Below are 11,956 nucleotides of genomic sequence, written 5' to 3'. Positions count from 1 at the left end.
ACTATAAACTTCCTTCAACTATAGTCATCCCGTGGGCGATGAGATCGGGCTTCGTGAGCGGAAGAAACGGCAGACCAGGAAGCTGATCTCGGATGTGGCCTCGGGCCTGTTCATCCGGCGCGGATTCGACAACGTCACGGTCGCCGAGGTGGCGGAGGCGGCCGGCGTCTCGACGAAGACGGTCTTCAACTACTTCCCGCGGAAGGAGGACCTGTTCCTCGACCGCTTCCCGGAGGCGGTCGAGCTGATCACTCAGGCCGTCCGCGAGCGCCCGGAAGGCGAGAGGCCCCTGTCCGCCCTGCGCCGCCTCGTGCTGGGCCTCCTGGAGCGGCGGCACCCGCTGGGCGGGATGGGCGACGGATACGAATATTTCTGGCAGGTCGTGCTCGACTCACCGGGGCTGCAGGCCCGGGCCAGGGAGTGGGCGGACGAGCTGGAGAGCCTGCTCGCCGCCCTGCTTGCGGAGGCGGCCGGAGCGGAGCCCGGTGACCCCTGGCCCCGGGTCGAGGCGGCGCTGGTCGTCGCGGCATACCGTACGGCCTACGCCACGGGCGTTCGCAGGATCATGGCGGGGGAACGGGCGGACGACGTGATCGAGGACCACATCGCGCTGCTTAACCGCTCCTTCGACGCCCTGGAACGGGCACTGGATCTGGATCCGCGCTGAGTCTCCGGGCCCGGAAGCCGATGCGATTCCTCACGGCGCCGCGACGGCCGGGCCGTACACGAAGCCGGGGTCGATCTGGGCGGTGAGGTCCTCGCCGGTGGCCCGGTTCGCCCAGGCTCTGGCGTTCTTGATATGGAACTCGGCCGTCTGCCTGCCGAACTTCTCCCAGTCCTTCGGCTGCGCGTCCAGGTGGGCCAGGAGCGTGCCGAGCGCCTGATGGTTGGCGGGCTCCAGGTCCGCGAGCGTGAACGGCCTGCCCTGCTCCATCGCGCGCACGGCGGGGGAGTGCTCGAACCAGGTCAGCAGGTCGTCGCCGGCGTGCTCGCGCAGGAAGTCGACGTCGCCCGGAGACTGGATCTTGTTGCCCACGACCGCGATCCGGACGTCGAAGTCGGCGGCGTAGTCGTGGTACTGCCGGTAGACGCTCACGCCCTGCCGGGTCGGCTCGGCGACCAGGAAGGTGAGGTCGAACCGGGTGAACAGGCCGGAGGCGAAGGAGTCGGCCCCGGCGGTCATGTCGACGACCACGTATTCGCCCGGGCCGTCGACCAGGTGGTTCAGGTAGAGCTCCACCGCGCCGACCTTGGAGTGGTAACAGGCGACGCCGAGATCGTCCTCGGTGAAGGGCCCGGTGACCATGAGCGAGACGCCCTCGACCTCGCTGGACGGGAAGAACGGATCGTCGAGGCGGACGAGGCGGGAGCCCCGGCCGGGCGGGGTGGTCTTCACCATCGCCGCGGCGTCACGGATCAGCGGGTTGTCGCCGCGCAGGTAGTCCTTGATCTCGCCGATCATGCCGCCCAGCGGCTCGGGACCGGCCGTCGCGCCCAGCGCCAGGCCGAGATGCTGGTTGATGTCCGCGTCCACCGCGACGACCGGACCCCGCTGTGCCGCATACCTGGCGAACAGCGACGACAGGGTCGTCTTGCCGCTTCCGCCCTTGCCGACGAACGCCACCCGCACGAGACCCCACCTCAACCGATGATGAAAACCATTTTCACTCGAAGGCAATCATGGCACAGCGCGACCGCGCGGACACGGTGACTCGCGGTCGTGGCGTCTCGGTTTCAGCCCGGGCGGTTCGGGGCCTGGCCTTCAGGCCGTGGGCGGCGGCTGGAAGAGTGCGAAGACCTTGATGAGAGTGGGCCGTAGGCGGTCCCAGTCGTCGGCCATGGTCGTCCAGGTCAGCACGCTGGTGGTGGTGCCCGTCGAGATCACGCGGCGGAACTGGTGGTAGGCGACGCCCTTGGCCAGGTGGGTCTCCGCCGACGCCTTCCGCTGCGTCCAGGTGAACTCCCAGTCGGCCGCCGTGCCGTACTTGCTGGTGACGGTCTTGAGACGGAGCTTCCGGTAGGCCTTCACGCTCGGGTAGAGGATCGCCTCGGCCTCGTGGAGCGCTCCCAGGGGGTCGGTCCCGCTCTGGCCGGTGACCTCGACGTTGAGCTGGGCCCGGCCCTCGGGGTCGAGCCACCACGTGGAGTAGTCGGTCTGGTCGAGGGTCCAGTCCTTCGGCACCCCGGCACGCCAGCCCACGTCCGCCTTGTGCCACTTCAGCTTGAGCCTCGTCACCTGCACCGGGCTCGGAGACGGCGCCGGCCCGGAGGGCGACGCGACGGGGACGTCGGCGTACGAGAGCGGGATCGGCGTCGGGTGGGTAGCCGGGCGCAGCACCGCCCAGCCGCCCACCGCTCCGGCGAGCAGCGCCGCCGTCGCGATCCCCGCGATCAGTCTCGTACGGCTCCCGCCCGCGGGTGGCGGCTGTGGGGCGGCCACGGGCTCGATCGCGGCCAGCAGGCGGTCGGCGGTCTCGGGGGTGAGCCGCTTCTTCGGATCCCGCGTGAGCAGCCCCTGGACGACCGTCCGGAGCGCGTCGGGAACGCTGTCGAGAGTGCCGGTGGGCCGCCGCCCGGTGACCGCCAGGTGGAGGACGGCGCCGAGGGACCAGAGGTCCGACGCCACGGTGGGGGCGCCGCCCCCGGCGCTGGAGCCCCCGGTGTTGGAGCCGCCGGCCCGCTCCGGCGCGAGGAAGGCGGATACGCCCCGGGCGACGCTCGCCGGATCGCCGTGCGCGGGCGACCGCTCGGCGGCGGCCCGGGCGAAGGCCGGATCGGCGGCCAGGGCCCCCGTCCCGAAGTCGGCCAGCAGCACCCGCCCGTCGTGTCCGATGAGCACGTTGGACGGCCGGACGTCGCCGTGCCGCACTCCGGACGCGTGGGCGTAGGTCAGCGCGGTCAGGATCTTCCTGACGATCGGCGCGGCCTTCTCGGGGGTGAGCGGGCCGTCGCTCGCGACGATGCCGTCGAGCGAGCGGGAGCGGACCAACTCCATGACGATGTAGGGGGCGCCGTCCTCCTCGGCCACGTCGTAGACGGCCGCGATGTTGGGGTGGCGGAGCCGTTCCGCCTGGCGGGCCTCGCGGGCGACGCGCTGGGCGAGCTCGGTCCGCCGGCTCTCCCGGAGGTCGGAGGGGAGGAGCACCTGCCTGACGGCGACGGGCCGGTCCAGAAGAGTGTCGCGGGCCTCCCAGACGATGCCCATGCTGCCCTGGCCGAGAGCGCGCACCAGCCGATATCGCTTGACGATCAGCTGCCCCGCAGTACCCATCCCGCCTGCCTCTACGCCCGGGCAAATATCACTGAATGCGGAGTCTTCCACAACTAAAGGGGCGGAAGGGAACCACTTGCGATATGGGCCAGCGTGATCTCTGTGAGGGTCGCGTGCTCGTACTGGCGCAGGGCCGTCCAGACGTCGGCGAGCGGCTCGGCGACCCCCGGGAACCGTTCACTGTCCTGGGAGACTCCCTCCACGACCACGATGATGTCGGCGAGGCTGATCTCCGTGGCGGGGCGGGCGAGCCAGTAGCCGCCGTCGGGGCCGCGCTGGCTGTGGATCAAACCGGCGCGCCGGAGCTGGAGCAGGATGTTGTCCAGGAACCTCCGGGGGATGTCCTGGGCGGCCGCGATCTTCTCCGCGGGCACCGGTCCGGGCGGTGCCGCCGCCAGCTCGGCGGCGGCACGCAGGGCGTACTGCGTCCGGGCGGAAAGCCGCATCTGCTACACGGCGCTCAGGGCCAGCGACCGGCTGCCGGGATTGGGCCTGACGTTGACGGTGTCGCCCGGCTGAAGGGCCAGTCGCTCGGCGAATCCCCGTGTCACCTGAACCCAGGCCTCCTGGCCCGCGATCTCCAGCTCAACCCGGACCTCGAAGCCGAGCCGTACGATCCGGGAGACCGTCGCCTCCGTGGCTCCCTCGGTCGGGGTGGTGCTGATCTCGATGTCGTGCGGGCGCACGAGACTGCCGCCGATCTCGGTGACCGGGCCGAGGAACCGCATCACGAACGGGTTCGCCGGGTTGTCGTACACCTCGGCGGGGCTGCCGACCTGCTCGACGGCCCCGTTGGCCAGCACGACGATCGTGTCGGCCACCTCGATGGCCTCCTCCTGGTCGTGCGTGACGAACACCGTGGTGACGTGCACCTCGTCGTGCAGGCGGCGGAGCCACGTGCGCAGCTCCTTGCGCACCTGCGCGTCGAGCGCCCCGAACGGCTCGTCGAGCAGCAGCACCTCGGGCTCGACCGCCAGGGCGCGGGCGAGGGCCATCCGCTGACGCTGCCCTCCGGAGAGCTGCGACGGGTAGCGGTCGGCCATCTTCTCCAGGTGGACGAGCTCCAGGAGTTCCATGACCCGTTTGCGGATCTCGTCCTTGGGCCGCTTGCGGATCTCCAGCCCGAAGGCCACGTTCCGGAAGACCGACAGGTGCTTGAACGCGGCGTAGTGCTGGAAGACGAACCCGACGTTGCGCCGCTGCGGCGACAGGCGGGTGGCGTCGACCCCGGAGATCATCACGGTGCCGGTGTCGGGCTGCTCGAGCCCGGCGATGACGCGCAGCAGCGTCGACTTGCCGCCGCCGCTCGGGCCGAGCAGAGCCGTGAGCGACCCCGACTCGACATCGATGGACACGTCGCGCAGGACGGGCGTCGTCCCGAACGACTTGTTCACGTCACGTACTTCGATGGCCATGGGGTTCAATCCTTCGGGCGCAGGAGCTTGGTGAGCAGCAGGGTGATCACGGCGATGAGCGCGAGGGCCGTCGCCGCGGCGAAGGCGGCGGGCTGGTCGAAGTTCTGGAACCGCTCCTCGACGAAGAGCGTGAGCGTCTGGGTCTGGTCGACGAGACGGCCGGAGACCACGGCCACCGCACCGTACTCGCCGAGCGACCGGGCCAGGCACAGCACCACGCCGTACGCCAGGGCCGACCGGATCCCGGGAAGCGTGATGCGGCGGAACGCCTGCAGCCGGCTGGCTCCCAGGGTGTGCGCGGCCTGCTCCTGCTCGTCGCCGAGCTCCTCCAGGACGGGCACGACCGCGCGGACGACCAGGGGCAGCGACACGAACACGGTGGCCAGCACCATGCCCGGCGTGGAGAAGATGACCTGGACGCCCCAGCTCTCCAGCAGGCCGCCGACGGGCGAGTACCGGCCGTAGACCAGGATGAGCGCGAGGCCGACGACGACCGGAGAGACGGCCATCGGCAGGTCGATCAGCGCGTTGAGCAGCCGCTTGCCGGGGAACCGGTGCCGGACGAGGAGGATGGACGCGCCGATGCCGAAGATCGTGTTGGCCACCACCGCCCACAGCGCGACGGTCAGCGTGACCTGGAAGGCGTGCACCGCCGACGGCGAGGTCAGCGCGTCGAAGAACGGGCCGAGCCCCGCGCCGAAGGTCCGCCAGATGATCAGACCCACCGGCAGGACCAGCAGGAAGAGCAGATAGACCAGCGCGAGCGTGCGCAGGCCCCATCGAGACAGACGCGGCTTAGCCACGGCGGCTCCCCCAGCGTTGCAGGAGATCGAGCGAGATCAGCGCGACCAGGGCCACGATGAGCAGAACCGTCGAGATCGCCGCCGCCCCGGTCTGGTTGTCGCCCTCGATCTGGCTGAAGATGTTGACGGCCGCCACCTGGGTCTTGAACGGGAGGTTTCCCGAGATCAGGACGGTCGAGCCGAACTCGGCGATCGACCGGGTGAACGCCAGGGCCGTGCCGGACAGCATCGCCGGCACGAGATTCGGCAGGATGATCCGCCGGAAGGTCTGGAACGCGCTCGCGCCCAGAGAGGCCGCGGCCTGCTCCATGTCCCTGTCGAGCTCCAGCAGCACCGGCTGGACCGTCCGTACGACGAACGGCAGCGTGACGAACAGCAGGGCGAGCACGACGCCGATCCTGCTGTAGGCCAGGTTGACCCCGAGCGGGCTCTCGGGACCGTACAGCGCGAGCAGGACCAGGCCGGCGACGATCGTCGGCAGCGCGAACGGCAGGTCGATGAGCGTGTCGACGATCCCCTTGCCGGGGAACCTGTCGCGGACGAGCACCCAGGCGATGATCGTCCCCATGACGAGGTTGATCAGCGCGACGATCACGGAGGCGCCCACGGTGAAGGTGAGCGCGGCCCACGCGTCGGGAGTCGTGACGGCCCGCCAGAAGTAGCCAAGACCCTGGTCGGCGGAGCGCCACACCACGACGGCGAGTGGGATGAGCACGATCAGGCTCATGTACAGCACGGCCGAGCCGAGGCCCAGTGCCGTGCCCCCGCTTACCGGGAAGCGCGAACGCGCCCGCGCCCCCGCGCCCGGCGAGCCGGGTGCGGGGGCGGGACGGACAGCGGTGTCGGTGGTCACGTCGTCTTCTTGGTCGTCTTCTTGGTCGTCTTCTCAGTCGTCACTTCCGGCCGTCACTTCTCGGTCGCCACACCGAGCTTGCGCTCGATTTCGGCGACCTTGCCGGTCTTCGGGTCGAAGAAGTCGGTTGTGATCTTCGACCAGCCGCCGAGGTCGTCGATGGTGAACAGCTGCGCCGGCTGTGGCCAGGTGAAGCCCGTCACGCCCTCGGTCACGGGGCGGTAGCCGTTCTTCGCGAAGATCGTCTGAGCCTCGACCGAGTAGAGGTACTTCAGGAAGGCCGCGGCCTCCTTGGGGTGCGCGGAGTTCTTCGTCACGGCGACCGGGTTCTCGATCAGGATCGTCGAGTCCGGGATCGTGTAGTCGAGCTCCTGCTTGTTCTGCTGGGCGAAGATCGCCTCGTTCTCGTAGGTGAGGATCGCGTCGCCCTTGCCGCCGGTGAAGGTCTGCAGCGCCTTGCGGCCGCTGTCGTCCTGGACGGGCACGTTCTTGAGCAGCGAGTCGAGGTACGTCAGGCCCGCGGCCTGGTCGGTCCCCTTGTTGGACTTGGCGCCATAGCCCGCGAGCAGGTTCCAGCGGGCGGCCCCCGAGGTGAACGGGTTGGGCGTGATGACCTCGGTGCCCGGCTTGATCAGGTCGTCCCAGGTCTTGAGGCCCTTCGGGTTGCCCTTGCGGGTGCCGATGACCACGACGGACTTGGTCACAAAGCCCTTCGTGGCGTTCTTGTTCCAGTCGTCGGCGACGAGGCCGGCCTTGACGAGCCGGGTGATGTCCGGCTCCAGTGAGAACTCGACGATGTCCGCCTTGAGCCCGGCGGCCACCGCGCGGCTCTGGTCGCCGGACGCGCCGTACGACTGGGTGAAGGTGATGTTCTTGCCCTCGGGCGTCTTCTGGAACGCCGCGATGATGTCCTTGTACGCCGCCTGCGGAGTGGAATAGGCGACCAGCGCCAACTGGACCTTGCCGTCCCCCCCGGCAGAGCTGTTCCCTCCCCCGCAGGCGGTCACCAGGGCGGTGGTCGCCACGGCAGCGGCCGCGATACCCCTGAGCCTGCGCACTCTCATGCCCGTCTCCTTGATTCCTACTAAATAAGTCGGTTTCGTCGTATTAAAATCCAGGCAGCGGATTCCCGTCAAGTTGGGTGGGTTTTTGTTATAGGGCTGTTCCCTAGCCGATGCGCCTGTGGTCGGCCCCAGGCCGGTAGCGGGCGGGGCCTCGCTGTGCCTGCCGTACGGAAGTCCGTGGATGCCCTTGATGTCCCCTGGGTGTCCCTGGCATGTGCCCGTCCGCTCGGACTCGTAACAGGCGGGACTCGTATCAGACGGGTGACGACGCGTCGGCTGGCGGTTGGTTGTGCCCCCGGGGGTAGAGCTGTCACCGTAACTTTAGTGACTGATGTGAAATTTCCGGACAACTGGTGTCGGGTTCGGTCGCCGTTCTGCTATGAAGATCTGTTAGCACCGATTCGCTAGAGGAAGGACCGCAATGATCCCCCCGGTCCCCGAGGAGCTGCCCGAGCAGACCGGCCCGCTGGTGCGGCCGTACATCCCCGCCCCCGGGCAGTACGGCACGGATGGCGACCGGTTCTGGTCGGAGGAGCTGGACGACATGGCCGTACGCCCCGGGCAGCGCTCGGCACCTCGACCGGCCGCTCCGGACCGTGGCGCGGGCCCCAAGGTCCCGGGCGGCGACCTTCTCTCCGAGGAATGGGTGAGGCGGTCTCCGGCAGCCGAGTCCTCAGCCCCGCTTTCGTTCGCTGACCCGCTTTCGTCCTCTGACGCGCTTTCGTCCTCTGCCCCCGCTTCCGGGGTCGAGCGGGTGACGGGCGATCCCGCCGACACGCTGGACGGCCTGAGCCCAGCGCGAGAGCGTCGGGCACCCTCGGAAAGCCGGGAGAGCTCGGAAAGCCGGGAGAGCGTGGAAAGCCGGGACACCGCGGAGAGCCTGGACATCTCGGAAGGTCTGGCTGTTCCGGAAGGCCCGGAGAACCGTGGCGACCGTGGCGACCGTGGCGACCTGGGGGGCCTGGATGACGGGACCACCGAGCCGGGCGGCTTCCTGGGCTCCGGCTGGCGGGGCGGCGAGGACCCCGAGGAGGCCACGGAGAGCCGGCGAAAGGGCGTGCTGCTCCGGGCGGGGGCGATCACCGTGGCGGTCGTGGGCGCCATCTGGGTGCTGACCGCGTGGATCGGGCAGCCGTCCGACGCCGCGTGCCCGTCCGGGAGCGACTGCGCCGCCCGGGCTCCCGTCTCGTCGCCGACGGCGATCACGGCGACCGAGCCGGTCGGCGACCCGGACGTGACGCCTGACGACCCGGTTCCCACCGAGGCCGTCACCACGGCGCCGACGGCCACCTCCCCGGGCCGCGTTCATGTCACGGCGCCGCCCACCACGAAGGCGTCCGCGTCGCACAGGCCGTCTCCCAAGGCGCCCGCCACGTCGAAGCCCCCCGTCGCGGTGGACGGGTCGTCGGAGTCGCCCGCGCCTCCGTCCAGCGGCCCGACGCAGCCGACGACCGCTCCCACGACCGCCCCGCCGTCCAGCCCGCCCGACCCGCCGCGACACGACGGAGGCCTGTTCGGCTGGCTGTTCTGACCTCTTGGCGGACGGGTACGTGCGGACGGGTTAGCGCGGACGGGCTTTAAGAAGCCGTGCAGCTGTCCTGGGTGGCGTCGAAACCCTCGACGTCATCCAGGGTCTTGGGGGGCTTCATGCCCTGCCAGTCGGCCCCGAGGACCAGCACGAGCGTCTGGGTCTGCCCGTTCTTGACCATGTAGGTGGTCGACTTCTTCACCTCGCGGAACAGTCGCGGCGCGCGGCTCTCCCCGTTCGGGGTGTACTTGATCACTGTCTTCGTGTACGGCTTCGCCGCGGGCGCGATCTTGACGATGTGGTAACCCCGCTGCTCCAGTTCGGCGGCGACCTGGGTGCCGAGGCCCTGCGAGCCCGTGCCGTTCTCGACGACGATGTGGATCTGCGACTTCGGGATCTTCTGCTCGCCGCTCTTGACGTTGTGGCTGATCTGGTCGGCCGCGACCATCTTGAACAGGCGGTTCGCCTGCGGCTGCACCCATTCCACCCGGCCGGGGCTGGTCACCGAGTAGCGCCACGGGGTCGTGACGAACCTGATCTGCCCCGCGGTGAGGCCCTTCGCGCTCATCGCGAGATCCTTCATGACGCCCAGCGAGAGGTCCGGGTCGGTGGTGATGGACTTCGTCACCGCGTCCAGGAAGCCGAAGAGCGCCGTGGGGTTGGTCAGCGTCTCGCCGCTCATCGCCTTCTTGGTCATCGAGGCGAGGAACATCTGCTGCCGCTGGATCCGGCCGATGTCCGATCCGTCACCGAGCTTGTAGCGCTCCCGGACATAGCCGAGCGCCTGCTCCCCTTTCAGGACCTGCTTGCCCGCAGGGAGATGGAGGAAGGCTTTCTTGTCGTCCACCGCCTGCGGCAGGCAGACCTGCACGCCGTCCAAGGCGTTCACCATGGCCTTGAACCCGGTGAAGTCGACCTTCACGAAGTGGTCGATGTGGATGCCGGTCAGCGACTGGATGGTCTTCCAGGTGCAGCCGATGCCGCCGGAGTTGAACGACTCGTTGATCATGCCGATGTGCGGGCGCTGCCCTGTCGAGCCTCTCTTGGGCGAGCATGCCGGAAGCTGGACGAGCGAGTCGCGCGGGAAGCTGATCAGGAGCGCGCCGTCCCGCTTGGGGGAGATGTGGGCGAGAATGATCGTGTCGGTCCGCTCTCCCGGGACCTTGCCATATTTGGCGTTGGCTCCGTTGCGCTGGTCGGACCCGACGATCAGGATGTCCATGGCCTTGCTGATCTTGATGGGCTGGGTCCCGAGATCCGCCTTGGTCACCTGCTCATGCCGTACGTTGCCGCTGAGCTTGACGTATCCCGTGACCACGAAGGTCGCGGCTCCCACCAGAACGCCCAGGGCCGCCGACAGCGTCACCCACAGCCACGCCCGCCACCTGGGCACAATGCGAGACGGCGCCGGGAGGTCCTCCGTCGGGGGTGCAGGACGGACGTCGACGAGACCCACGTTTCATGACTCCTGAGGGTCGGACCAGGGCTTTCACCCGAGTCGAGAGCCAACAGCGGCAAACCGGCCCAAGTGTAGCGATCGAGGCTGAACGTCGGGTTTCACGCTCTCGAAAGCGGGCTGCAAGCGGTGATCAAGCGTCCGCTCATATCACTGTGACGTACGAGAAACCCGAAAGGTTGTGAAAATGCTGCGCACGGCATACGTCATCGGCGTTGGGGCCGGACTCACCCTGCTGATCGGCGGCGTCTACGGCATGACCTCGCTGTACACGATGTCGTGGGGCGTGCCGACCTTCATCGTAGGGCTGTTCGTAACGATCATCAGCTCCATCGTCCTCATCACCAGGCTGGTCAACGGCCAGGGCCCGGCGACGGGCGTTCTCGGCCAGATGAAGAGCTTCCTCGGCACGGGCAACAAGGACCTCATCGGCACCGGAGTCCCGGCGCAGGCTCTCGTCACTTCCATGCGAGACACGGGAACCATGGTGAACGACCAGCTCGTCGTCGCGTTCGACCTCCAGGTCCAGCCCGCCGACGGCGCGCCTTACGTGGTGAGCCACCGGCAGATCCTGCCCCGGCTCCTGATGGGCGCCGTGCTCCCCGGCAGGCTGGTCCGCATCTGGTCCGACCCCGCCAACCCCCAGCGCCTCGCCATCGACTGGTCGGCCCTCCCCACTCAGGCCTAGTCCTGACCCCCGGCTGCGCGGCGCAGAACCTGCGTCCCTCGGCGGGGTGCGGGACCTGCCCTCAGCTGAGTCGTGCGGGACCTGCCCCCGGCTGAGTCGTGCGGGACCTGCCCCCAGCTGAGTCGTGCGGGACCTGCCCCCAGCTGGGTGGCGTGACCTGCCCCCAGCTGAGTCGCAACCCCGGCTGAGTTGCACGGGACCTGCCCCCCGCTGAGTCGCCGGGACATGCCCCCGGCGGAGTTGTGCGGGCCTCACGCGGGCCCGCATCCCTCCACCAGGCGCCCCCCGTAACTCACCGCCGCACCGCGGCCCGGGAAGCTGCCCGGCCTCTCCGCCCTTCCGCGTTCGGGCTTCCGCGTTCGGCTTCCGTGCCTGGCGCGGGACCGCCCCGGCTGGGTGTAGCGGGCCTCACCTGGCCTGCACCCCCTCCAGCAGGTGGCCCCGTAACTAACGCCGCACTGCGGCGCAGGTGCACGCTTCCGCGCCGCTTCCGCGCCGCTTCCGCGCCGCTTCCGCGCCGCTTCCGCGCCGCTTCCGCGCCGCTTCCGCGCCGCTTCTCCTGCCTGGCGCGCCACCTGGCGTCCCTGGCTGGCGTGGCACGGCGACTTACCGTGCTGGTCCGTTGCGCTGAAATTTGTGCTGTGCTGGTGAGCGTGCCCGTTCCGCGTCCGATCCGGCTCCGCCCTATTCTCAGGCGCGTAATTATCAGGACATTTGCCCTTTTGGGCTAAGGTCAATTTCGTACGGCGGGCGATTCCGTGATCGGCGTCAAATCGGCGGCGGTTGACAGGAATTGACGAGAATTGGCGGCGTTATCGCGGGGCGTTTTTGTCGGTGGTGGTTGGTAGTTTTACCGTGTGATTGTCGAACGGCAGCAA

The 11,956-nt window shown here is 69.1% G+C and carries 11 protein-coding genes; 3 read left to right on the top strand and 8 right to left on the bottom strand.

What is annotated here, in order from left to right; genetic code table 11:
* Positions 1–31: 31 nt before the first annotated feature.
* Positions 32–667 carry a TetR/AcrR family transcriptional regulator gene (locus N5079_RS33640; protein WP_261588259.1) on the top strand — a complete coding sequence of 212 codons (636 nt, stop codon included), beginning with the start codon at positions 32–34 and terminating at the stop codon, positions 665–667.
* A gap of 30 nt (positions 668–697) precedes the next feature.
* Here the strand turns inward: N5079_RS33640 and N5079_RS33635 are convergent, their stop codons facing one another.
* The 7 genes from N5079_RS33635 to N5079_RS33605 form a co-directional block, all read right to left on the bottom strand.
* On the bottom strand, positions 698–1,630 hold the full coding sequence (locus N5079_RS33635) for an ATP-binding protein (RefSeq protein ID WP_261588258.1): 933 nt from the start codon (positions 1,628–1,630) through the stop codon (positions 698–700).
* Positions 1,631–1,762: 132 nt separating this feature from the next.
* Positions 1,763–3,271, bottom strand: coding sequence for a serine/threonine-protein kinase (locus tag N5079_RS33630; protein ID WP_261588257.1), 1,509 nt, complete (start codon positions 3,269–3,271; stop codon positions 1,763–1,765).
* A 53-nt stretch (positions 3,272–3,324) separates the two neighbouring features.
* Positions 3,325–3,717 (bottom strand): RrF2 family transcriptional regulator, encoded by a 393-nt coding sequence (locus N5079_RS33625; protein WP_261588256.1) that lies wholly within the window; start codon positions 3,715–3,717, stop codon positions 3,325–3,327.
* A 3-nt stretch (positions 3,718–3,720) separates the two neighbouring features.
* Positions 3,721–4,686 carry a sulfate/molybdate ABC transporter ATP-binding protein gene (locus tag N5079_RS33620; RefSeq protein ID WP_261588255.1) on the bottom strand — a complete coding sequence of 322 codons (966 nt, stop codon included), beginning with the start codon at positions 4,684–4,686 and terminating at the stop codon, positions 3,721–3,723.
* Between the two features lie 5 nt (positions 4,687–4,691).
* A complete protein-coding gene (locus tag N5079_RS33615; RefSeq protein WP_261588254.1) occupies positions 4,692–5,489 on the bottom strand; it encodes a sulfate ABC transporter permease subunit in 798 nt (265 codons plus the stop codon).
* On the bottom strand, positions 5,482–6,342 hold the full coding sequence (gene cysT / locus N5079_RS33610) for a sulfate ABC transporter permease subunit CysT (RefSeq protein WP_261588253.1): 861 nt from the start codon (positions 6,340–6,342) through the stop codon (positions 5,482–5,484). Before cysT ends, N5079_RS33615 begins: the two co-directional genes overlap by 8 nt.
* A gap of 53 nt (positions 6,343–6,395) precedes the next feature.
* Positions 6,396–7,406, bottom strand: a complete 1,011-nt coding sequence (locus N5079_RS33605) for a sulfate ABC transporter substrate-binding protein (protein ID WP_261588252.1) — start codon at positions 7,404–7,406, stop codon at positions 6,396–6,398.
* A 421-nt stretch (positions 7,407–7,827) separates the two neighbouring features.
* Between N5079_RS33605 and N5079_RS33600 the strand changes: the two genes are divergently transcribed.
* Positions 7,828–8,937 (top strand): hypothetical protein, encoded by a 1,110-nt coding sequence (locus N5079_RS33600; protein WP_261588251.1) that lies wholly within the window; start codon positions 7,828–7,830, stop codon positions 8,935–8,937.
* 46 nt (positions 8,938–8,983) lie between these two features.
* Here the strand turns inward: N5079_RS33600 and N5079_RS33595 are convergent, their stop codons facing one another.
* Positions 8,984–10,327 (bottom strand): LCP family protein, encoded by a 1,344-nt coding sequence (locus N5079_RS33595; protein ID WP_261588250.1) that lies wholly within the window; start codon positions 10,325–10,327, stop codon positions 8,984–8,986.
* Between the two features lie 250 nt (positions 10,328–10,577).
* On the opposite strand from N5079_RS33595, the gene N5079_RS33590 reads away from it, so the two are divergent.
* Complete coding sequence (locus N5079_RS33590) at positions 10,578–11,078, top strand: hypothetical protein (protein ID WP_261588249.1); 501 nt, start codon at positions 10,578–10,580, stop codon at positions 11,076–11,078.
* The last annotated feature ends 878 nt before the right edge of the window (positions 11,079–11,956 follow it).

It is taken from the genome of Planotetraspora sp. A-T 1434, from assembly GCF_025420585.1.
Taxonomy (GTDB): domain Bacteria; phylum Actinomycetota; class Actinomycetes; order Streptosporangiales; family Streptosporangiaceae; genus JAOEGB01.
Note: the sequence above shows the minus strand (reverse complement) of the source record. Positions and strands in the feature narration are given on the sequence as shown.

Bases quoted from the DNA above. Each gene is read 5' to 3' on its own strand.
- N5079_RS33590 (WP_261588249.1), top strand. From the start codon at position 10,578: ATGCTGCGCACGGCATACGTCATCGGCGTTGGGGCCGGACTCACCCTG.
- N5079_RS33630 (WP_261588257.1), bottom strand. From the start codon at position 3,271: ATGGGTACTGCGGGGCAGCTGATCGTCAAGCGATATCGGCTGGTGCGC.
- N5079_RS33620 (WP_261588255.1), bottom strand. From the start codon at position 4,686: ATGGCCATCGAAGTACGTGACGTGAACAAGTCGTTCGGGACGACGCCC.
- N5079_RS33625 (WP_261588256.1), bottom strand. From the start codon at position 3,717: ATGCGGCTTTCCGCCCGGACGCAGTACGCCCTGCGTGCCGCCGCCGAG.
- N5079_RS33605 (WP_261588252.1), bottom strand. From the start codon at position 7,406: ATGAGAGTGCGCAGGCTCAGGGGTATCGCGGCCGCTGCCGTGGCGACC.
- N5079_RS33600 (WP_261588251.1), top strand. From the start codon at position 7,828: ATGATCCCCCCGGTCCCCGAGGAGCTGCCCGAGCAGACCGGCCCGCTG.